This is a genomic window from Specibacter sp. NPDC057265 (assembly GCF_042668835.1).
Classification (GTDB): domain Bacteria; phylum Actinomycetota; class Actinomycetes; order Actinomycetales; family Micrococcaceae; genus Specibacter.
In genome coordinates this window covers 119,695-139,991 of sequence record NZ_JBHUYE010000001.1, presented here as the reverse complement: position 1 = coordinate 139,991, position 20,297 = coordinate 119,695, and the positions used below count along the sequence as shown (strand labels likewise).

The window sequence follows — 20,297 nt, the reverse complement described above, 5'->3', positions numbered from 1 at the left end:
CAGGATCCACCGATTTCACAACCGGGCAAGCCTTTGTTATTGTTGTTCCTGCACGATCCCCTATAGCTCAATTGGCAGAGCGTTCGACTGTTAATCGAAAGGTTCCTGGTTCAAGTCCAGGTGGGGGAGCCAAAGCTGAATTTGTCTCCGGCCCGTCATTGGGCCGGAGACAATTTATGCCCGTGTTGAAGTAAATTCCTGGGCCGTAAATTCTGCTAGAATTATTTTGCTTCATTCCCCTATAGCTCAATTGGCAGAGCGTTCGACTGTTAATCGAAAGGTTCCTGGTTCAAGTCCAGGTGGGGGAGCATCTGCCAAAATCCCCGCACTCGTACTGAGTGCGGGGTTTTTTCGCGTCCCGGAAACCTTCAGTCGCGCAGCTAACCCACCATGTCCCACGGGACGCCTTGGCATTGGCACTGGCCGCACCGGTGAGCAGGATCGAGTTGAGGGCAAGCCGGCGAAAGCTGGCCGAGTTGGCATTGAAGCAGCAAAGCCGTAAGCCCTGCGGGCGGTTCCTGCACGTTTGTGCAATTCTTTGAACACCGGAACTAAAAAGGGAATGGTGTTGTGATACACATCATGGTTCGCCCAATGGGTGTTTCTCCAAGCGGCGGGAGGCGCCGTAACCGCAGGCCGCCTGAACCGGCCTGCGGTGCACACAAACGGCGTATCCCTGCCCGACTTGCCCTCGCGAACCTTCAGCAGCACGCAGGGAGCGTGCATTAGACCTTGGAGCTCAAATGTCTCAATCGTCCACAACCCGCCGGTGGCTTGCCGCGCCGCCACCTGCGCCGCTTCGAACCGGTCCTGAGATCAAACGCGCCTACCCGCGTTTGCGCCTGCAAGTGTTCCTTGGCATCTTTATCGGTTACGCAGGCTTCTACCTCATCCGCAACAACATCCCCCTCGTAGGCGCCTTGCTCATCGATGATGGACGCCTGGATAAAGTGGGTGTCGGCATTATCGCCAATGCCGCATTGATCGCATACGGTTTCTCGAAATTCCTCTCCGCGACGGTGTCGGACCGTTCCAATGCCCGGTACTTCCTGCCCATTGGACTGCTTCTCTCCGCGATCGCCAATCTTGTCATCGCGTTCGTTCCGGCAGTTTCGGCATCGCTGGCCCTGTTCGCGGTCGTGATGTTCATTAACGGCTGGTTCCAAGGCATGGGCTGGCCGCCCTCCGGGCGTGTTCTGGTGCATTGGTTTTCCACGAACGAGCGCGGCATCAAGACCTCCATCTGGAATGTCGCACACAACGTCGGTGGTTTCGCGGTCGGCGCGCTGGCCGCACTGGGTCTATCGCTCACCGGCAACGATTGGAAGGTGGCGTTTTGGCTGCCAGCCTTGGTGGCGATCGTCGTGGCAGTTGTGGCCTTTGTGCTCATTCGGGACACTCCCGAGTCACAGGGCCTTCCCCCCATCGAGACCTTCCGGAATGATCCTGCCAAGGTTGAGGTGGATGAAGAGGCCGAATCCAAACTCAGCATGTGGTCGGTCGTGCGCAAGCACGTGCTGGGCAACCGGACAATGGTGCTTTTGGCCCTCGCGAACGTCTTTGTCTATGCCCTTCGCTACGGCGTGCTGACGTGGACACCGATTTACCTATCCACCGTGCGGGGTGCTTCCCTCACGGGCGGCATCGCAGGGTTCTCGCTGTTCGAACTTGCCGGGATTGGTGGAACGCTGCTTTGCGGTTGGGCTTCGGACAAAATATTCCGGGGCAACCGCTCGATCACCGGGATCGTATTCATGGCCGCCGTCGGCATTGCCGTCGCCGTGTACTGGCTGACGCCACAGTCCGCCCCATTGTGGGTTTCACTTGTCGCTGTAACATTCATCGGCGGACTCATTTATGGGCCCGTCATGTTGATTGGCTTGCAGGCCCTCGACCTTGCGCCGCGCCGTGTCGCAGGCACCGCGGCTGGGTTCACCGGCCTCTTTGGCTACGTTCTGGGCGCGACCCTCGCCTCGTCGGGCATTGGTCTCGTGGTCGAAAACTTTGGCTGGGACGTAGCGTTCATAATGATGATTGGCTTCGTGGGCATCACCATCGTTTTCTTTGCACTCATCAACAAGGACGAGAAAGCGGCGATTGAGGACCACCGGCAACGCTCGGAAGCCTCGATTTAAATCCTGTTCCGGGCTGCGGACCCGGAACCAACGGCCCCCCGTGCGTGCCTGCATGAATTGCAAGGGGGCCGTTTTTATCTTGTTTTGGAGGTCGACGACGGCACCTGGGAGCGCGGGTGGTTTTGGGTACCGCCAAACAATGTTTGCTCCCATGGGCCGCAGCTGCCGGGCAGGTACGGCCGGATTCCGTGTCAAGGCTCGAAGCGGAGTGCGTCTTTGCGCCCTGGTTCTGAAGGTCAATTATGGAACCGACCGCCGTGAATCGGCTGCGCTGAACACCCAACGCTGCAGGCGCCCAAGCCCAGACGGCCCCCTCGGCCATGGCGGCGGAGCCACCATGGCCGGGGCCGGAAGCGACGCAGTCCAGGCCGGCACCGCCGTCGGCCACCGGTCGGCACCAAGGAAAAGAGCAGTGGCCTCCGCCGCGGCGAAGACCACTGCTCTTGCTTGCCCCGGGCATGCAGTGACGGGTGCGAAGCAAATCCTTTAGATGCTGGGAACCGTGCGGGGCCGGACAATGAACCACAGCGCCGCCATGCCCAGCAGGCTGGAGGCGCCCATGACCACTGCCATCGGTGTTGCGGTGGCCACACCAATGAGGCCCACCACGGGGCTCATCAGGCCGGCAAAACCAAAGTTGGCCGCGCCGAGGAGGGAGGCGGCAGTGCCTGCCTGCTTGCCGTGGCGGGTCAAGCCCATGACCTGCACGGATGGGAACATGAAACCCGTGGCGCAAATGAAAAACCACAGGGGAATGATGATGCCCCACAGGCCCGCACCCAATTGATCACACAGGACCATGGCACCGGCCATAAGCACCTGCACCACCGTGGCTCCAGCAATGACCCATTGCGGACCGGTGCGGCGCATGATCCGTGAGGCCGACTGCACACCAACCACCACGCCCAGGGAGTTGACGGCGAACAGGAAGCCATACTCCTGGGCGCTGAAGGCAAAGGTCCCTTGGAACAGGAACGTTGAGGCCGACAAGTAGGTGAAGAGGGCGGCAAAATTGAAACCAGCCACCAGCAGCGTGCCAACAAAGATCCTGTCCCTGAACACCGCCCGGTAGCGGTCCAGGGTGCTGACCCCGTCGTCCAGGCGCGACGCCGGCGGGCGGGTTTCAATGAGGAAGACGGCCGAGGCCACCACCACCAGCACCCCATAGCCGGCCAGGAACCAAAAAATCCCCGACCAGTCCACCACTGCCAGGAGCTGGGAACCAATGACGGGGGCCAGAATGGGGGCCATGCCGCTGATCAATGCCATGTAGGAGAGCATCTTCACCAGCCGGTAGCCGCCAAAGAGGTCCCTGACCATGGCCATGGCCACCACGCTTCCGCCTGCGGCGCCAATGCCCTGCAGCACCCGGAACACTCCCAGCATGGTGATGTCGGTGGACAGCGCCGCGCCCAGCGATGCCCCCACATGCACGGCTGTGGCAATAATCAAGGGCAGCTTGCGGCCAAACTTATCGCTCAATGGCCCCACCACCAACTGCCCGGCGGCAAAGCCCAAGGTGGTGGCAGTGAGCGTCAACTGCACGGCGGCGGCACTGACGTCCAGCTGCTGGGCAATGATGGGAAAAGCCGGCAGGTACAAATCAATGGTGAACGGGCCCAGGGCAGTCAACAGCCCCAGCACTAAGACATAAACAAATTTTTGCCGGCGCGACAAGGCATCGCCGGGGTGGGACGTGGTGGTCAACTAAAGAATCCTCAAAGATGTAGAGCGCATGCAAAAGTGGAGTGTTGCTACACCCCACGGCTGCGGCAACACCGGCCGGTCCTTTACTATTCCGCCGGCAACAACGGCAGGGCTGAGCCCACTGCCGGCACGATGAATGGTAATTTTGTGATGATGGTTGTGCCGCTGGTCCAGGGCACCACAAAGATTAGGAATTCATGCGCTTTTGCGTACGCTGCATGAACTTTCGCAATGGAGGCGGTCACAGTGACGGAAAAGCAGAACGACGTGCAGCTTGTGGTGGCAGAGGATCATGGTGCCGGAGCAAGTGCCTTGCTGGAAACGGCCAAGACCGCCGCCCGTCTGCTGCCACGTCAGCTCAATGATGAAATCTCGCTGGCAAAACTGGAACTTGAACATAAAAAGGACCGGGTCGGCGGGGTGGTCATATTTGCCGCCGTGGCCCTGGTGTTTGCCGCGCTGCTGGTGGTGGCACTGGTGGTGGCGGCCATTGCCGGTCTCGCCACCGTGATGCCGCTGTGGCTCTCGGCCTTGGTGGTTTGCGGGGCACTGTTGCTGGTGCTGGCCATCAGCGCCCTGATTGCGTACAAGAAATTCCAGAAACTGCTCCCCTTGCTTCCGCCGCAGGCCAAACGGGGCGTCCGCCATGATCTGGGCATCATCAAGGAAGGCCGGGCCTTTGACCCCGCAACCTTGGAGAAGCAGGAATTGAGCCGGGAGGAGAAGAAGGCCCGCAAGGTCCAGCAAACGCAGGAGAAGATGAAGGCCAACGCCGAGCGCGCAGCCAAGGAAGCCGAGCAGGGTCCCAAGCCCACCGAAGAGGAGCTGGTCAAGCGCACCGCCGCCCGCCGCGACCACCTGCTCAACCTCCGTGAAGAAATTCTCATCGAGGCCGACGTGAAGAAGCTGGCCACCCACGCGGTGGATGCAGCGAAGGACAAGGCCCGGCATACCGTGGGCCAGGCAGCGGCAGACGCCGCCAGCGACTTCACCGAAACGGTGAAGGACCGCTGGAAGCCGGCCACGGTTTTTGCCGTGTCGACGGCGACAGTGGTGGTTTTGCTGCGAAAGTTGTTGCAGAAGTAATTTTGCGGCACCACAAAGGGGGAAAGTAGCGCCGATGACTGACCACGACGGCCGGACTGACTACTCGAACGCTGTTTTCACCATCCCCAACGCCATCACTGTCTTTAGGTTTCTGGGCACACCGCTCTTTGTCTGGCTGGTTTTGGCCCGTGATGAATATGGCTGGGGTGTGTTCGTTTTGGCCATGATGGGGTGCACGGACTGGATTGACGGCTTCGTGGCCCGCAAGCTCAAGCAAAGCTCCCACCTCGGACGCATCATGGATCCGTTGGCTGACCGGGTGGCACTCGTCGCAGTGGTGATCACCATGGTGCTGGTCGGATTCCTGCCCTTGTGGCTGCTGCTGTTGCTGGTGGTTCTCGACGTCGTGCTGCTGGCACTGACCTTGTTTCTGTTCCACGGCGACGCTGGCCTCAAGGTGACCATGCTGGGCAAAACCCGGACGGCGGCCCTGATGGTGGGCACTCCCATGCTGCTGTTGGCCGAGGCCCTGAACTCCGGTTTCACCTTTTGGCTGGCGTGGATTTTTCTGGCCGCAGGCATGGTCATGCATGTCATTGCCTTTTGCCAATACCTGGTGACCCTGCTGGCCAAGCACCGCGCCGTTCACCTGACCGGTGGGGCACGGGGCGGCGCATGATGTGGCTGGCCGTCGCGTGCGCCATCGCGGGGGCCTTCTTTCTGGCCTTTGGCGCCCAGCGCCAGGGCAGCGCCGTCAGCAACAACACCGGTGGCCTGGCCTTGGGCGGTGCCGGGTTCCTGCGCCTGTTCAGCAATACCCGCTGGGTGGTGGGGCTGTTGCTGCTGGGCCTTGGGACAGTTTTGAATGTGGTGGCTTTGACCCTGGGCACGTTGACTGTGGTGCAACCCATTGGCGCCATTGCCCTGGTCATCACCACGGTGGTCAATTCCCGTGATCAAGGCATCAGGATGAACCGCGCCACAGTGGTTTCCATCACCGCCTGTGTTGCCGGCAGTGCCTTGTTTGTCCTCATGGCGGTGAACGTGGTGCGGGAAAGCACCCATGTGACGCTGGAGCAGGAGCTGACGGTGGTGCTGCTGCTGACTGTGGTGGTGATTTTCTTCAGCGGCATCCTGGTGCTGTTCAGGCGCCGCCTCAAATCCTTTTTCTACATTGTTGGCTCCGGGGTGCTCTTTGGCTTCGTGGCGGTGTTGACCAGGATCATTTCCAAACAAATTTTTGACCCGAACGGCCTGTATCTGCTCAATGTGCAGTGGTATTCAGTGCTGGCCATTGCTGCGGCGGGCGGTCTGGGCAGTTGGTTTGTCCAGAGCGCCTATGCCAGCGGGCCACCTGATTTGGTCATTGCCGGTTTGACGGTGATTGATCCCATAGTGGGCATCGCCATCGGTATTGCCATTTTGAGTGAACTGCGCGACGACGTGCCGCCCGTGGTGGCAATTGCCATGGCCGGGGCCGCGTTCCTTGCTATCGTTGGGGTGATTGCGCTGTCAAGGCACCACCCTGATGTTGTGAAGCGGCGGCGCGCTGCAAAAAAGAATGCAGCCTAAGCATCAACAGTGGCCCCCAGGCCAGCCATGTACCCAGGAGCTGATTCCGTGAGTCCTTCCTCAAGCGCGAGTGGCCAAAAGCCGCTCACCGTCTTGATTGCCGCCGACACCTACCCGCCGCACATCAATGGAGCGGCCCAGTTTTGTCTGCGGCTGGCCACGGGCATGACGGGGCGCGGCCACCAGGTCCATGTGATGGCCTGCCGGGCCGGCAGCGGCCCCATGTTCACCGAGCAGCGCCCCGAGGCCACCGTGCACCGGCTGCGTTCGCGGGCGGTGCCCACCCACGAGTACTTCCGCATTTCACTGCCCTGGGAAATCAAGAAGGACATTGCGGCGCTCTTTGACGTCATCAACCCCGACGTGGTGCACGTGCAAAGCCACTACATGATTGGCGAACACGTGGTGTACGAGGCGGCGCGGCGCGGCATCCGCATCGTGGCGACCAACCACTTCATGCCCGAAAACCTCAACCCCTTCCTGCCGTTCCCGCAGTGGTTTAAAAACATTGTGGGCCGGGTTTCCTGGCGTGACATGGGCAAGGTCATGAGCCGGGCCGACGTGGTCACCACACCGACGCCGCTGGCGGCCAAGGCCATGCACGAGCATGCCTTCCTGCGCAAGGTGCTGCCGCTTTCCAATGGGATCGAGGTGGGCAACTATGAACTGAACGAGGGGGAAACCGCGCCGCGCAACCCCTATCCCACCATTGCCTTCGTGGGCCGGCTGGCGGAGGAGAAGCACATTGACGTGCTCATAGACGCCTTGGCCAAGACGCCTGTGGAGCTGAATCTGCACCTCGTGGTGGTGGGCGGCGGCGAGGTCAAAGCCGCACTGAAGGCGCAGGCCGCCAGGCTGGGGCTGGCCGAACGGGTGGAATTCACCGGGCTGATCAGCGACGCGGAACTGCGCGGGATCTATTTGAAGGCTGATCTTTTTGTCATGCCCGGAACCGCCGAGCTGCAGTCACTGGTGACCTTGGAAGCCATGAGCGCCTCCACCCCCGTGGTGCTGGCCAACGCCATGGCCCTGCCGCATCTGGTGGACGACGGCGTCAACGGCTACCTTTTCACCCCCAATGACAGCGACGACCTGGCCGAAAAGATCCTTCGCATCATGACCGCAGAAGAGGCTGAACGCCTGGCCATGGGCGCGGCCAGCCACGACATGGTGGCACGCCACGGTTTGGCGAAGACACTGGACACCTTTGAAAGCATTTATCGTGGCGGCAGCTACGAGGATCATGCAGTTTAGGCCTTGACCCCTTAGGATGGTAAAAGTGCTTTTTGGACACTGCGCTCCCTCCCAGCGGGGCGCAGCCGCCAAGGCATACGGTACGGGGCCATAGCTCAGCTGGTTAGAGCGCGGGACTCATAATCCTAAGGTCCTCGGTTCAAGTCCGAGTGGCCCTACGTACACAGCCGCAGTTCAGCAATTTGCTGGACTGCGGCTTTCTTTTTGCCCCCGCGGTTCTGTTGCCTGCAACACAGTGAATACGGTACGTTACTGGTGAGTAACAAAGTGTTGCGCCGCACATGTTCACTGTTGAACAAAGAATTCAAGCAAAGGAATCACCGTGTCCAAGGTTGCTGTAGATCCCGACAATCTTCCCTACCCCGACGGCGACTTTTACGGATTTGAGCAAATGCTCTCCGATGCCGAGCGCAGCCGCCTGCACGAACTGCGCGGTTTTCTTGCCCGCGAAGTCAGGCCCATTGCCGTGGACTGCTGGAACCGGGGCGAATTCCCCATGGAGATCATTCCCAAGCTCGCGGCCATGGACATGATGAGCCCGGTGCACCGCCAAGGCCATTCAAGCCTTTTCGCCGGCCTGGCACACGCCGAATTCACCCGCGCCGATTCCTCCATCGCCACCTTCATGGGGGTCCACGACGGCCTTTTCACAGGATCCATTGAGGCCTTGGCATCCGAGGAGCAAAAGGCGGCATGGCTGCCGGATATTTATGCCATGAAAAAGATCGGGGCCTTTGGCCTGACCGAACCCCTGGGGGGATCGGACGTGGCCGGCGGCACCCGCACCACTGCCGTGCGCACGGGTGACCAGTGGACCCTCAACGGGGCCAAGCGCTGGATCGGCAACGCCACATTCTCCGACTGGGTGGTCATCTACGCCAGGGACACCGCTGACAATCAAGTCAAGGGCTTTTTGGTGGACACCAAGCTGCCCGGCTACAGCGCCAGGAAAATTGAAAACAAGACCGCCCTGCGCACGGTTCAAAACGCAGACATCACCCTTGAGAACGTAGTGGTCTCCCATGACCATAAATTGGCCGGCGCCAACAGCTTCCGCGACACCAACAAGGTCCTGAAGGTCACGCGCCTTGCCGTGGCATGGCAGGCCGTGGGTCAACAAATGGCGGCCTTCGACGTGGCGCGCCGGTACGCCGTGGAGCGCCAGCAATTTGGCCGCCCCATCGCCTCCTTCCAAATGGTGCAGGACCAGTTGGTCAAGATGCTCGGCAACACTGTTGCTTCCATGGGCATGATGGCCAGACTTTCGCAGCTGGAGGATTTGGGCGTGGCCAAGGACGAACAATCCGCGCTGGCCAAGGCCTTCACCACTGCAAGGATGCGGGAAACCGTGGCCATGGGCCGCAGCCTGCTCGGCGGCAACGGCATTGTCACCGACTTTGAAATGGCCAAAATCTTCGCCGACGCCGAAGCCATCTACTCCTATGAGGGCACCTACGAGATCAACACCTTGGTCACGGGACGGGCCATCACGGGCATTTCAGCCATCGTCTAGACCCCGGCCTGCACCGGCCTGCACCGGCCTGCGGTCAGGCCGCTGCGGTTCCGCCTCCTGCCGCCCGTCAGCCTGCGGTCCGTCAGCCACGGAGCGGTAGGAGCACCGAAGGGCGCAGGTCCAGGATGAACTGCAGGGGGTCCAGATACATCCCATCCCGCCGCACGCCCCAGTGCAGACAACTGCCAGTGGCGGCCGGATCCCGGCAGTGGGTGGGGCCCTGCACCACCCCGAGGAACTGCCCACGCACCACGGCGTCACCGGCCCGGAGTCCACTCTGCACTGGTTCAAAACTCAAACGCAGGCCATCCTTTAGGGTCAGGGTCAGCACCGCCCGGTCCACCACTACGCCGGAAAAGGACACCACGGCGTCGCTCGGTGCCACCACCGGCGTACCCTGGGCCGCCAGCAGGTCAACGCCGCGGTGGCCGGAAAGCCAAGGTTTGGCCGGTGCGTCAAAACCACGCACCACGGTGGGCGCCCCGGCCAATGGCCACGCCCAGGCGAGGTTGGCCGGAAGCGGTGCCGCCGTCGTCGGGACAAACGCCAAAAGCATGGCCACTGCCAGGGCCACAGATCGCTGCAGCGGCGCCGAAAGGATCCTCATGGTCCCATCCTGGCGTCCCTGAAGCCGCTGTGGCCGCAGTGCCGGCCGGGCTGGGGAGAACGGGGCGGGTGGGCCAGGGCTGTGGGGGAGCGGCCGTGGTCAGGGGAACAGGGCCCGCTGTAGTAAGATTGTGGCAGCAGCGCGCTGTTTGTGCGCTGACTACGCGCACCCCACCCCGATGAGGCTTTGGCGAAAACGCCAAGGATCCTGCTGAGGGATTGTGCCCATGCGGTCCACCCTGCGGTGGTTGATGGAATGCACGATGGGTGCCAGGAGCATAGGAACCAGTACGGGAAACCGCGCCGGAACCAAGGCTGACACAACCGTAAAACTAACTAGAAGGAGCGCCGGCATGCCCGTCGTAACCATGCGCCAGCTGCTTGACAGCGGCGTCCACTTTGGACACCAGACCCGTCGTTGGAACCCGAAGATGAAGCGATTCATCCTCACCGAGCGCAACGGCATCTACATCATCGACCTGCAGCAGTCACTGTCCTTCATTGACCGCGCCTACGAGTTCGTCAAGGCCACCGTTGCACACGGCGGCACCGTGCTCTTCGTCGGCACCAAGAAGCAGGCGCAGGAAGCAATTGCCGAGCAGGCAACCCGCGTGGGCCAGCCCTACGTGAACCAGCGCTGGCTCGGTGGCATGCTCACCAACTTCCAGACTGTCTCCAAGCGCATCTCCCGCATGAAGGAACTCGAAGAAATCAACTTCGACGATGTTGCTTCCTCCGGCCACACCAAGAAGGAGCTCCTGCTCCTCAAGCGTGAACTCACCAAGCTGCAGAACAACCTCGGCGGCATCCGCAACCTGACCAAGGCTCCGTCCCTGCTCTGGGTTGTTGACACACCGAAGGAACACCTCGCCATTGACGAGGCACACAAGCTGAACATCCCCGTTGTGGCCATCCTGGACTCCAACTGCAACCCTGACGAAGTTGATTTCCCGATCCCGGGCAACGACGACGCCATCCGCTCCGTTGCCTTGCTGACCCGCGTGATTGCAGATGCAGTCGCCGAGGGCCTCATGGCCCGCAACAACAAGGCCAGCGGCAATGAAGAAGCTCCGGCCGAGCCCTTGGCCGAGTGGGAGCGCGAGCTCCTCGAAGGCGACAAGGCAGCTGCTGCCCCGGCCGAAGCCGTTGTTGAGGCTCCCGCCGAAGCCGCCGTTGAGGCTCCCGCCGAAGCTGCAACCGAGAAGTAAAAAAGTCTTCCTAGCAGCGCACCACGGTTAATTTTCACCGGCTGCGCTGCCGAACATGGACGCAGTCGCTGGCAGGATCGCACCGCCCACAAGGCACAGCGGTCCTGCCAGAACTGGCCTGTCACTGATTTTGCATATCTAAACATCTACATTGAGGGGTTCACATGGCGAACTACACCGCCGCTGATATCAAGGCTCTGCGCGAGCGCACGGGCGCTGGCATGATGGACGTCAAGAAGGCTCTCGACGAGGCAAATGGCGACGCCGACAAGGCGATGGAACTGATCCGCATCAAGGGCCTCAAGGGTGCCACGAAGCGTGAAGGCCGTTCCACCGCTGAGGGCCTCGTTGCCGCGACCGTTGAAAACGGCGTCGGCGTCATGGTCGAAGTCAACTGCGAAACCGACTTCGTAGCCAAGGCCGCCCCCTTCATCGAGTTCGCCAACAAGGTTCTGGCCACGGCCATCTCCTCCGGCGCCAGCGATGTTGAGGCGCTGCTGGCCGTTGACGTTGACGGCAAGCCCATGTCCGAGGTTGTCATTGAAGCCGGTGCGCTGCTGGGCGAAAAGGTGGCCATCCGCCGCCTGGCCCGCGTTGAGGGCGCCACGGTTGACGCCTACCTGCACAAGACCTCCAAGGACCTGCCGGCCCAGGTTGGCGTTTTGTTCGCTGTTGACGGCGAGAACCAGGAAGTCGCCCACGACGTGGCCGTGCACATTGCTGCCATGTCCCCGACGTTCCTGACCCGCGACGAAGTTGCTGCCGACGTCGTTGAAAGCGAACGCCGCATCGCCGCCGAAACCGCGCAGGCCGAAGGCAAGCCGGAAGCGGCCATGACCAAGATCGTCGAAGGCCGCCTGACCGGCTTCTTCAAGGAGATCGTCCTGGTGGACCAGGCCTTCGCGAAGGACGCCAAGAAGAGCGTTGGCGCCGTGCTGGCTGAAGCAGCCGTCAAGCCCGTGGCCTTCGCACGCTTCCGCGTGGGCGCATAGGCACAACGGCAACAAGGCATGCGCAGGCATGGCCTGAAACAGCTGTGATCCAAAGGAAGGGGCGGCCGCCCAATGCGGCTGCCCCTTCTTTGCGCCCGCAGTCGGATAGGATTTTACACGCGGCACCCACGGCATCCCCCAGCGGATCCCAGCAGCACCAAAGCACAATGGCATCAGCACGCCCGCCTCACCACGGGCGCGGTTCGCCGGAGCACGCACCCACGGAAGGCATCATGACCACAAATAACACGCAGAACACGGCCAACAGCGACGCACCCCTGGCAGCAGCGGGCACCGGCAAACGCCGGCGGGTGCTGCTGAAGCTTTCCGGGGAGGTCTTTGGCGCCGGCAAGCTCGGCGTTGATCCGGACACCATCCGCAACATTGCCAAGCAGATTGCCAGCACTGTCGACCAGGTCGAGGTGGCCATTGTGGTCGGCGGCGGCAACTTCTTCCGCGGCGCGGAGCTGTCCGCCTCGGGCATGGACCGCTCCCGGGCCGACTACATGGGCATGCTGGGAACCGTCATGAACTGCCTGGCCCTGCAGGACTTTTTGGAGCAGGCCGGCGTGGACACGCGGGTGCAGAGCGCCATTGCCATGGGCCAGGTGGCCGAGGCCTACATTCCCCGGCGCGCGATCCGGCACATGGAAAAGAGCCGTGTGGTCATTTTTGGCGCCGGTGCCGGCCTGCCGTACTTTTCCACTGACACGGTGGCCGCCCAGCGGGCCCTGGAGGTGCACGCCGACGTGGTGCTCATGGCCAAGAACGGCGTCGACGGCGTCTACACTGCCGACCCGAAAAAGGATCCGGCAGCCGTGAAGTTTGATCACTTGAGCTATGACGAGGCCATGGCCCGCGACATCAGGGTCATGGACCAGACGGCATTTGCCCTGTGCCGGGACAACAATGTCTCCATGCTGGTTTTTGGCATGGAAGGGGAGGGCAATGTGGCCCGGGCCATCCTGGGCGAGGAACTGGGGACCATGGTCACGCCGTAAGCGGCCGTGGCCGTGTGGCTGGCCCCGGCCGGGGTGCAGCTCACGATAGGATGGGTTCAGAATTGCCGCGGGCACGGCCCGTGGACACTGTAGCCAGTCATTAATTTCAGGGAGAGACGCGTGATCGAAGATACTTTGCTCGAGGCCGAGGAAAAGATGGACAAGGCCATTGAGGTAGCCAAAGAGGAATTCTCCGCGGTTCGCACCGGCCGTGCAAACCCCGCCATGTTCCACAAGGTGATGGTGGACTACTACGGCTCACCCACCCCGCTGCAGCAGCTGGCCGCCTTTGCCGTGCCGGAAGCCCGCACCCTGCTCATCACCCCCTTTGACAAGACGTCCATGCATGAGATTGAACGGGCACTGAGCTCCTCCGAGGTCGGTGCCAACCCGTCCAATGACGGCAATGTGATTCGCATCGTCATGCCGGAGCTGACCCAGGAACGGCGCAAGGAATACGTGAAACTGGTTCGCACCAAGGGCGAGGAAGCGAAGGTTTCCGTCCGCAATGTGCGCCGCAAGGCCAAGGAGCAGTTGGACAAGCTGGTCAAGGACGGCGACGCCGGTGAAGATGAGGGCAGCCGCGCGGAAAAGGAATTGGATGCCCTGACCAAGTCCCACACCGACAATATTGACGAGTTGTTAAAACGCAAGGAAGTCGAGCTTCTCGAGGTCTAATGTCAGACCCCCAAAACAAGCCGGCCGGTTCCGCCCGGGAACAGCTTGAGCACGATGCTGCGCCGCAACTGATGCCGGCACCGCCCGGGTACCAGTTCCCCACCCGGAAGGCACGCCGCGAAGCCGAGCTGACGGGCATGATCCCCATCATTGTGCCCAAAAGTGCTGTCCCCGCAGTGGAGCCTGCCCCTGCTGCGGTGCCGGCCCCTGCAGTGGCCCCTGCCCCCGCCACAAACCAGACCGGAGTAGCCCTGGCGCCGGCAGCGGAAGGGGCGCCGGCACCCGCAGTGGCGCCGGCCCGGAGCGGCTTGTCCGCCCAGGATCCGGTGCCCGCCGCCGTCGTCGCCGCAGGCACTCCGGCAGTGAAGGGCGCAGCCGCCGGATCCGCCCGGACTGCGCAGCGGCCCCTGGCCGATGACGACGATCTGCCGGCGGCGGAAGCGCCGGAGGAGCCCGCCGCGGGCGAACCCGCTCCCGTGTCGGCCATGACCGCCGGCGGCGTCCCGCTGGTTCCCGAGCTGCTGTCACCGGTTGCCGGCATGCCGGCCGAGGCAACGGCGGTCAAGGTCACGCGCACCCCCAAGGCCGGGCGGGATCTGCCGGCCGCCATTGGCGTGGGCTTGGCCCTGCTGCTTGCGGTGGTCGGCTCACTGCTGTTTTACCCGCTGGCCTTCCTTGTGGTGGCCACGGTTTTCGCCTGCGTCGGAGTGTGGGAGGTCAACCGCGCCCTGGTGTCCAAAGGCATTGAGGCGCCCCTGACCCCCGTCATGGTGGGAACCTTGGCCATGCCGGCGTCGGCTTATTTTGCGGGGGCGGAGGGTTTGCTCTTCGCCCTGGTGGCCAGTGCCGCCGCCACCGTGCTGTGGCGCTCCATGGACGTCAGCCGCGGCGCGCTCAAAAGCATCTTTGCCGGCGTCTTCTCCCTGATGTGGATCCCGTTTCTGCTCAGCTTTGTGTTCTTGATGCTGCGCTCGTCCAATGGGGCCACCACCGGGCTGACCCTGGAAGTGGACAACCTGGGCGCCGGAGTGCTGCAGGTCATGATCATGCTGCTGCTGGTGGTGGCCAATGACACCTGCGGCTATCTGGTGGGGGTCTTGTTTGGCAAGCACGCCATGGCCCCGAAAATCAGTCCCAAAAAATCGTGGGAGGGCTTTGCCGGGTCCCTGGCGGGCGCAACCATGGTGGCCATCCCGGCCACCATGCTGCTGCTGGAGCAGCAATGGTGGGTGGGTCTGGTCCTGGCCGTTGGCCTGGTCTGCGCCGCAACCGGCGGTGACTTTGCCGAGTCCATGATCAAACGCGAGCTGGGGATCAAGGACATGAGCAATTTATTGCCCGGCCATGGCGGAATCATGGACAGGCTCGATTCACTGGTGTTCGCCGCGCCCGTGGCATACGCAATCTTTACCGCAGTGGGCCGCGTCTAAGGCCCGAAGTCAGGGCCTGGTCCCGCATGCAAACCCGTCGAGCACAAGTTCAAGGAATCACTGTGACAGTGGAAGAGACACCCCGCAGCAAGTTCAAGTTGGTTGGGCCCAAGGAAGTTGGCTACAACATCAAGCAGGTGGATGTGTTCCTTGAGCGTGCCCGCGCCTACTTCCTCAATGCCGACACGCACGGCTCGGCCATCACCAGCACCGATGTCCGCACGGCTGTTTTTGACCCCGCCCGGGGCGGCTACAGCGCGCAGGCGGTGGATGCGGCCATGGACCGGATCGAGGATGAATTCGTGCTGCGCGAGAAGGAACTGCTCATTGCCGCCCAGGGCGAAAAAGCCTGGATGATGAAGATCGGCAAGACCGCCTCCGTGCTGCGTGCCCGCCTGCACCGCCCGGACGGTGAGCGGTTCCGCCGCCCCACCGGGAAAAACACCCCCAGCTACAACGTCAAGGACGTGGATGTGCTGTGCCGGGAACTGCTGGTCTACATTGAAGACAATGGCGAACTCAGCGTGGACGTGGTCCGCCGGGCCGTTTTTGCCCCGGAAAAGGGTGCCGACGGTTATGAGGAAAGCCAGGTTGATGCATTCCTGGACCGCGTGGTCGAACTCATGGCGGCCATTGATTCCCAGCCTTCGCGCTGACCCCCTCCCGGCAGCAGCGAAGGCTTCCTATGCGCCGTGGTGGCGCGGATCCTCCACGGCCAGGGGGCGTTCCGGCACGTGCAGCTTGGTCATGAAGCGCGCCACGGAGTGGCTGCGGCGGTGTGCGGTGGCCTTGGAGACCACCACCGTGACCAAAAACGCCGCCGGGACCGTCCACGCCGCAGGCTGCACCAACAGCTCCCGCCACGGCCCCGCGGGCTGAAGCTGGGAGCCGAGCAAAATGGCGCTCCCGCACAGGGCGCCCCCGGTGACCATGCCGGCCACTGCACCGGCATCGGTCAGTCCGCGCCACCAGATGCCCAGCAGCAGCAGCGGGCAGATGGTGGAGGCGGTGAAGGCAAACACCAGGCCCACGCTGCCAGCCAGGGCCAGGGAATCGGTCACCAGCGCAAAGCCGAAGGGCACCACTGCCGCCAGCACCGCCGCAATGCGGAAGCCGCGCACGCTGCCGCCAAGCACATCCTGGCTGATGACGCCGGCCAAAGAGACAACGAGCCCCGAGGTGGTGGATAGAAATGCCGCGAAGGCACCGGCAACCACCAATGCGGTGAGCATGTCACCGGCGAGCCCGCCCACCAGGGCCCCGGGCAGCAACAGCACCGTGGCGTCCGGGTGGCCGCTGGCGGCCACCCCGGGCAGGAAGGCCCGCCCCAGCACCCCGTAAATGGTGGGAAAGAGATAAAACACCGACAGCAGCCCCAAAACTATCAAGGTGGTGCGGCGGGCCGCGGCGCCGTCGGGGTTGGTGTAAAAACGCACCAGCACGTGCGGCAGGCCCAAGGTGCCGAACAGCAGGGCCATCATCAGGGACAAGGTGGCGTACATGGAACTGCCGGTGACTTCGGCGGCGGCGGGAAAAAGGTCCGCGTCTGGGACGGAGCCGGCCAGGGGATCGGCCGTGCCGCCGGCAACAACCAGCAAAAGAAATACTGCCGGCACGGCCAGCGCGGTGAGCTTGAGCCAGTACTGAAAGGCCTGCACGAAGGTGATGGAACGCATGCCGCCGGTGACCACCGTCAGGCACACCACCAGCACCACCGCTGCCGCACCCACCCAGGAAGGCAGCCCCGTGGTGATTTGAATGGTCAGGGCTGCCCCGTGGAGCTGCGGCACAATGTAAAACCAGCCCACCAGCACCACCAGGATGCTGGTCACGTGCCGGGCCATGGTGGAGTCCAGCCGGGCCTCGGCGAAGTCCGGGATCGTGTAGGCACCCGAGCGGCGCAGCGGCGCGGCCACAAAGAAAAGCAGCATGAGGTATCCGGCCGTGTAGCCAATGGGAAACCAGAGGGCATCAAGCCCGGAAATCACCACCAGCCCGGCAATGCCGAGGAAACTGGCGCCGGAAAGGTACTCCCCGCCAATGGCCGAGGCGTTCCACCATGGTTTGACGGTGCGTGAAGCCACATAGAAATCGCTGGTGGTGCGTGAAATCCGCAGACCGTACACGCCAATGACCATGGTCGCCAGCGAAACCACCGTCAGGGCCGCGTAGCCAATGGCCGGGTTCATTCCTCAGCCACCAAATCCCGGTAGCGGTTCTCATTTTTCGCCGCTGCACGCACATACAACCAGGCGCAGACGGCAATCAAGGGATGGATTCCCACCCCCAGCAGCAGCCACGGGGCCGGCACGCCCAGGATCCGCCACTGGGAAAAACTGGGCAACCACGCCATGAGGGCCCAGCACAGAAACAGCGCCGCCAGGAACCCCGCGGCCACCACCACCGCCAGGCGCAGCTGGGACCGGATCAGCGAGCGCACCATCACCTCACCCACAGCTGATTGTTCGGCCACTTCGTCAAGGACCGTGGTTTCATGCGCCAGCTGCGGGATGGTCCGCGGCGCGCGCACCCGCATGCGGCCTTCCGCCGGCGGCCCAGTGGGGGGCAGGCTCATCGCAGGGGCCGTACCCGGGTGGCCTGCAAATGGTCCCGCAGCACCGCGACGTGGCGGCGGCTGACCGGCAGCACGGCTTTTTCCACCGACACCGTGGGTTTGCTGGCACTGAGTCTCATGGTGGTGACAAAGCCCAGGCACACAAGATAGGAGCGGTGGATGCGGACGAACCCCGAGGCGGCCCAACGCTGTTCCAGATCCGCCAGCGGAACCCGGATCAAATAACTGGCCTCTGCGGTGTGCAGCCGCGCGTAATCGCCCTGGGCCTGGACAAATTTGACCTCGTCGAGCCGGATCAGTTTGCTGGTCCCGCCTTGATCGACAGTGATCATCTCCGCCGCTTCAGCCGCCGCCGGGTGGGCCACCAGTTCCACCACCCGGTCCACGGTGCGGGTGAGCCGCTCGGTGCGCAGGGGTTTCAGGAGGTAGTCGACGGCGGCGAGCTCGAACGCCTCCAAGGCCCTGTCGTCGTCGGCCGTGACAAAGACGACGACGGGGGCGTTGTCTTTTTGGCCCACAATCCGGGCCAGTTCAAGGCCGGACATGCCCGGCATGTGGATATCCAGGAACGCCGCATCGACGTCGTTTGCGGCCAGGACCTCCAGCGCCTGCGGGCCGCTGGTGGCACGCAAAATTCTCCCAATCCGGGGGTCTTTGCCCAGCAGGAACGCCAATTCGTCCACGGCGGGCAGCTCGTCGTCGGCGACAAGGACAGTAATCATGGGGCTAAGCCTATCCGCCGGGGCGCCGGCGGGGGCGAAGCCGGTGGAAGACGGCGGGCAGGCGCTAGGCGCTGTGGCCGGGCTGGTTTTTGGGAATGGTCATGGTGATCAGCATGCCACGGCCCACGCCGGTGTCGATTGTGAGCCCGTGGTCGTCGCCGTAGACCTGCCGCAGCCGGGCGTCGACATTGCGCAAACCCACGTGGACGCCGTCGTGCTTGCCGGCCAGCACCAGTTCCAGCTGCTGCGGATCCATGCCCACGCCGTCGTCCTCAATGGTGACCTGCGCGTAGGCACCCAAATCCCTGGCGGTGATCTGCACCAGCCCCGCGCCCACCTTGGCCTCCAAGCCGTGCCTGACCGCATTTTCCACCAGCGGCTGCAGGCTCAAAAACGGGATGACCGTGCTCAAGACCTCCGGGGCAATTTGCAGGCTGACCTGGAGCCTGTCACCAAAACGGGCGTTTTCCAACAAAAGATACCTGTCAATGCAGCGCAGCTCCTCGGCCAGGGTGGTGAAATCCCCGTGCCGGCGGAAGGAGTAGCGGGTGAAGTCGGCAAACTCCACCACCAGATCCCGGGCGCGCGCGGGGTCGGTGTTGATGAAGGAGGCAATGGCGTTCAGGGAGTTGTAAATGAAATGGGGGCTGATTTGGGCGCGCAGGGCACGCACCTCCGCCTCCGCCAGCAAGGAACGGGAGGAGGCGAGTTCGGCCAGTTCCAGCTGGGCTGAAACCCAGGCGGCGACCTCGCTGGTGGCGCGGACCAGACCGCCCGACGGCGACTTTGACAAGATGATCACTGTTCCCACGGCCCGCGACTCCACCTTCAGCGGACAGATGACGGCTGCCTTCAGCTCGCTGCCCTGGGACGGCAGACCCAGGGCCGCGCGCAGGGACGCATCCAAGGTCGCCACCTGGGTGCGCCCCGTGCGCAGGGCCTTGGCGGCCATCCCCATGACGGCGTCCGCGTTGGGCTGCCTGGCCGCGGCCCCCGTGCCGTCCCAGGCCAACAGCGCGGAATCATCCGTCATGGCAAAGGCCGCACAGTTTAACAGGGCACGGAGCTGGCGGCTGGCCTTCAGCGCCCCCGCCGGTTCCAGGCCTTCACGCAACTGCTGTCCGGCAGCGGCCGCCGAGTGCAGGGCGGCAAAGGTGGCGTGCTCGGCGTCCGTGCCAAGTTCCCGGTGGGAGCGAGAGAGGCGGAAGCCCACGGCGGCCATGATGGCAATGGCTGCCAGCACGGCGGCAATGGCTGTGACAAGCATTAACGTGGAGTCGCTGAGCACGGGGGAGGGCATGCTGTCCAGACTAGCCTTTGCCCGCTGCGCGCCAGGAAACACCTGCAGCACCCGCAGCTCGTGCCCGGCCTGCCATTGGGCGCAGCATCAATGCCGTTCACCGCGGCACAACCCAAAGCGCCACCAAGGTGAGCTGCGACACTCCATAGTGAAAGGGATCACATAGCTGAAGGAGGAATGATGGGTAGTTCAGCCCACGCCAGTCAAGAAGGTCCGGTGGACTTTGTCACCGAGCAGGCCTCGCCGGAGTTCAAGAAACTCCGTAAGTCGCACCGAAACTTTGTTTTTCCCGTAGCCATCGGCTTCCTGCTCTGGTACTTCCTGTACGTGCTGCTGGCCGCCTATGCCCATGACTTCATGTCCATCAAGGTCTGGGGCAGCCTCAATATTGGCCTGGTCATGGGCCTGCTGCAGTTCGTCACCACTTTTGGCATCACCACCTGGTATGTCTCCTACGCCAACCGCAAGCTTGATCCCCAAGCGGCAGTGATCCGTGAACGCCTGGAAAAGCGGATCACGGACGCCACCATCACCAAGGAAGAGGTCTGATCCGTGAG

19 protein-coding genes and 3 tRNA genes are annotated in these 20,297 nt (G+C 62.9%); 16 read left to right on the top strand and 6 right to left on the bottom strand.

Features of this window, described 5'->3' with window-relative positions; genetic code table 11:
* Nucleotides 1–56: 56 nt before the first annotated feature.
* The 3 genes from ACFUCV_RS00665 to ACFUCV_RS00655 all read left to right on the top strand — a co-directional run bounded on the left by ACFUCV_RS00665 (nucleotide 57) and on the right by ACFUCV_RS00655 (nucleotide 2,135).
* Nucleotides 57–132: transfer RNA gene (locus ACFUCV_RS00665), tRNA-Asn, on the top strand.
* A gap of 103 nt (nucleotides 133–235) precedes the next feature.
* Nucleotides 236–308, top strand: a tRNA-Asn gene (locus ACFUCV_RS00660).
* Between the two features lie 435 nt (nucleotides 309–743).
* Complete coding sequence (locus ACFUCV_RS00655; protein WP_380810922.1) at nucleotides 744–2,135, top strand: MFS transporter; 1,392 nt, start codon at nucleotides 744–746, stop codon at nucleotides 2,133–2,135.
* A 486-nt stretch (nucleotides 2,136–2,621) separates the two neighbouring features.
* Here the strand turns inward: ACFUCV_RS00655 and ACFUCV_RS00650 are convergent, their stop codons facing one another.
* Nucleotides 2,622–3,842 carry a multidrug effflux MFS transporter gene (locus ACFUCV_RS00650; protein ID WP_380810920.1) on the bottom strand — a complete coding sequence of 407 codons (1,221 nt, stop codon included), beginning with the start codon at nucleotides 3,840–3,842 and terminating at the stop codon, nucleotides 2,622–2,624.
* A gap of 231 nt (nucleotides 3,843–4,073) precedes the next feature.
* Between ACFUCV_RS00650 and ACFUCV_RS00645 the strand changes: the two genes are divergently transcribed.
* The 6 genes from ACFUCV_RS00645 (at nucleotide 4,074) to ACFUCV_RS00620 (ending at nucleotide 9,228) form a co-directional block, all read left to right on the top strand.
* Nucleotides 4,074–4,928, top strand: coding sequence for a phage holin family protein (locus tag ACFUCV_RS00645; RefSeq protein WP_380810918.1), 855 nt, complete (start codon nucleotides 4,074–4,076; stop codon nucleotides 4,926–4,928).
* Nucleotides 4,929–4,962: 34 nt separating this feature from the next.
* Entirely contained in the window at nucleotides 4,963–5,568 is a 606-nt protein-coding gene (locus ACFUCV_RS00640) for a CDP-alcohol phosphatidyltransferase family protein (protein WP_380810916.1), read from the top strand.
* Entirely contained in the window at nucleotides 5,565–6,461 is an 897-nt protein-coding gene (locus ACFUCV_RS00635) for a DMT family transporter (protein ID WP_380810914.1), read from the top strand. Before ACFUCV_RS00640 ends, ACFUCV_RS00635 begins: the two co-directional genes overlap by 4 nt.
* A 27-nt stretch (nucleotides 6,462–6,488) precedes the next feature.
* Nucleotides 6,489–7,715, top strand: a complete 1,227-nt coding sequence (locus ACFUCV_RS00630) for a glycosyltransferase (protein ID WP_380810912.1) — start codon at nucleotides 6,489–6,491, stop codon at nucleotides 7,713–7,715.
* An 84-nt stretch (nucleotides 7,716–7,799) separates the two neighbouring features.
* A tRNA-Ile gene (locus ACFUCV_RS00625) sits at nucleotides 7,800–7,873 on the top strand.
* 164 nt (nucleotides 7,874–8,037) lie between these two features.
* On the top strand, nucleotides 8,038–9,228 hold the full coding sequence (locus ACFUCV_RS00620; RefSeq protein WP_380810910.1) for an acyl-CoA dehydrogenase family protein: 1,191 nt from the start codon (nucleotides 8,038–8,040) through the stop codon (nucleotides 9,226–9,228).
* An 82-nt stretch (nucleotides 9,229–9,310) separates the two neighbouring features.
* Here the strand turns inward: ACFUCV_RS00620 and ACFUCV_RS00615 are convergent, their stop codons facing one another.
* A complete protein-coding gene (locus ACFUCV_RS00615) occupies nucleotides 9,311–9,835 on the bottom strand; it encodes a M23 family metallopeptidase (RefSeq protein ID WP_380810908.1) in 525 nt (174 codons plus the stop codon).
* Nucleotides 9,836–10,187: 352 nt separating this feature from the next.
* On the opposite strand from ACFUCV_RS00615, the gene rpsB reads away from it, so the two are divergent.
* The 6 genes from rpsB (at nucleotide 10,188) to ACFUCV_RS00585 (ending at nucleotide 15,799) form a co-directional block, all read left to right on the top strand.
* Nucleotides 10,188–11,042, top strand: a complete 855-nt coding sequence (gene rpsB / locus ACFUCV_RS00610) for a 30S ribosomal protein S2 (RefSeq protein WP_380810906.1) — start codon at nucleotides 10,188–10,190, stop codon at nucleotides 11,040–11,042.
* A 164-nt stretch (nucleotides 11,043–11,206) separates the two neighbouring features.
* Nucleotides 11,207–12,034, top strand: a complete 828-nt coding sequence (tsf, locus tag ACFUCV_RS00605) for a translation elongation factor Ts (RefSeq protein ID WP_380810904.1) — start codon at nucleotides 11,207–11,209, stop codon at nucleotides 12,032–12,034.
* Nucleotides 12,035–12,267: 233 nt separating this feature from the next.
* Nucleotides 12,268–13,035, top strand: coding sequence for a UMP kinase (gene pyrH, locus ACFUCV_RS00600; protein ID WP_380810902.1), 768 nt, complete (start codon nucleotides 12,268–12,270; stop codon nucleotides 13,033–13,035).
* Between the two features lie 120 nt (nucleotides 13,036–13,155).
* The gene (gene frr / locus ACFUCV_RS00595; protein WP_380810900.1) at nucleotides 13,156–13,713 is read left to right on the top strand and encodes a ribosome recycling factor; all 558 of its coding nucleotides are present in this window, start codon (nucleotides 13,156–13,158) and stop codon (nucleotides 13,711–13,713) included.
* Entirely contained in the window at nucleotides 13,713–15,143 is a 1,431-nt protein-coding gene (locus tag ACFUCV_RS00590; protein ID WP_380810898.1) for a phosphatidate cytidylyltransferase, read from the top strand. The genes frr and ACFUCV_RS00590 overlap by 1 nt, the downstream gene beginning before the upstream one ends.
* Nucleotides 15,144–15,199: 56 nt before the next feature.
* Nucleotides 15,200–15,799, top strand: coding sequence for a DivIVA domain-containing protein (locus tag ACFUCV_RS00585; protein WP_380811452.1), 600 nt, complete (start codon nucleotides 15,200–15,202; stop codon nucleotides 15,797–15,799).
* Nucleotides 15,800–15,826: 27 nt separating this feature from the next.
* On the opposite strand, the gene ACFUCV_RS00580 is transcribed toward ACFUCV_RS00585, so the two are convergent.
* The 4 genes from ACFUCV_RS00580 to ACFUCV_RS00565 form a co-directional block, all read right to left on the bottom strand.
* Nucleotides 15,827–17,332 (bottom strand): cation acetate symporter, encoded by a 1,506-nt coding sequence (locus tag ACFUCV_RS00580; protein ID WP_380810896.1) that lies wholly within the window; start codon nucleotides 17,330–17,332, stop codon nucleotides 15,827–15,829.
* Nucleotides 17,329–17,718: a hypothetical protein gene (locus ACFUCV_RS00575; protein WP_380810894.1), complete on the bottom strand. Its 390-nt coding sequence runs from the start codon at nucleotides 17,716–17,718 to the stop codon at nucleotides 17,329–17,331. The genes ACFUCV_RS00580 and ACFUCV_RS00575 overlap by 4 nt, the downstream gene beginning before the upstream one ends.
* Nucleotides 17,715–18,440, bottom strand: coding sequence for a LytR/AlgR family response regulator transcription factor (locus ACFUCV_RS00570; protein ID WP_380810892.1), 726 nt, complete (start codon nucleotides 18,438–18,440; stop codon nucleotides 17,715–17,717). The genes ACFUCV_RS00575 and ACFUCV_RS00570 overlap by 4 nt, the downstream gene beginning before the upstream one ends.
* Before the next feature lie 64 nt (nucleotides 18,441–18,504).
* Nucleotides 18,505–19,740: a histidine kinase gene (locus ACFUCV_RS00565; protein WP_380810890.1), complete on the bottom strand. Its 1,236-nt coding sequence runs from the start codon at nucleotides 19,738–19,740 to the stop codon at nucleotides 18,505–18,507.
* Nucleotides 19,741–19,920: 180 nt separating this feature from the next.
* Here ACFUCV_RS00565 and ACFUCV_RS00560 point away from each other — a divergent pair, with 180 nt between their 5' ends.
* Nucleotides 19,921–20,289 carry a DUF485 domain-containing protein gene (locus ACFUCV_RS00560; protein ID WP_380811450.1) on the top strand — a complete coding sequence of 123 codons (369 nt, stop codon included), beginning with the start codon at nucleotides 19,921–19,923 and terminating at the stop codon, nucleotides 20,287–20,289.
* Nucleotides 20,290–20,297: the final 8 nt, after the last annotated feature.

Bases quoted from the DNA above. Each gene is read 5' to 3' on its own strand.
- ACFUCV_RS00645 (WP_380810918.1), top strand. From the start codon at position 4,074: ATGGAGGCGGTCACAGTGACGGAAAAGCAGAACGACGTGCAGCTTGTG.
- ACFUCV_RS00575 (WP_380810894.1), bottom strand. From the start codon at position 17,718: ATGAGCCTGCCCCCCACTGGGCCGCCGGCGGAAGGCCGCATGCGGGTG.
- tsf (WP_380810904.1), top strand. From the start codon at position 11,207: ATGGCGAACTACACCGCCGCTGATATCAAGGCTCTGCGCGAGCGCACG.
- ACFUCV_RS00560 (WP_380811450.1), top strand. From the start codon at position 19,921: ATGGGTAGTTCAGCCCACGCCAGTCAAGAAGGTCCGGTGGACTTTGTC.
- ACFUCV_RS00565 (WP_380810890.1), bottom strand. From the start codon at position 19,740: ATGCCCTCCCCCGTGCTCAGCGACTCCACGTTAATGCTTGTCACAGCC.
- ACFUCV_RS00590 (WP_380810898.1), top strand. From the start codon at position 13,713: ATGTCAGACCCCCAAAACAAGCCGGCCGGTTCCGCCCGGGAACAGCTT.
- ACFUCV_RS00570 (WP_380810892.1), bottom strand. From the start codon at position 18,440: ATGATTACTGTCCTTGTCGCCGACGACGAGCTGCCCGCCGTGGACGAA.
- ACFUCV_RS00630 (WP_380810912.1), top strand. From the start codon at position 6,489: ATGTACCCAGGAGCTGATTCCGTGAGTCCTTCCTCAAGCGCGAGTGGC.
- ACFUCV_RS00655 (WP_380810922.1), top strand. From the start codon at position 744: ATGTCTCAATCGTCCACAACCCGCCGGTGGCTTGCCGCGCCGCCACCT.
- pyrH (WP_380810902.1), top strand. From the start codon at position 12,268: ATGACCACAAATAACACGCAGAACACGGCCAACAGCGACGCACCCCTG.
- ACFUCV_RS00640 (WP_380810916.1), top strand. From the start codon at position 4,963: ATGACTGACCACGACGGCCGGACTGACTACTCGAACGCTGTTTTCACC.
- rpsB (WP_380810906.1), top strand. From the start codon at position 10,188: ATGCCCGTCGTAACCATGCGCCAGCTGCTTGACAGCGGCGTCCACTTT.
- ACFUCV_RS00615 (WP_380810908.1), bottom strand. From the start codon at position 9,835: ATGAGGATCCTTTCGGCGCCGCTGCAGCGATCTGTGGCCCTGGCAGTG.
- ACFUCV_RS00580 (WP_380810896.1), bottom strand. From the start codon at position 17,332: ATGAACCCGGCCATTGGCTACGCGGCCCTGACGGTGGTTTCGCTGGCG.
- ACFUCV_RS00635 (WP_380810914.1), top strand. From the start codon at position 5,565: ATGATGTGGCTGGCCGTCGCGTGCGCCATCGCGGGGGCCTTCTTTCTG.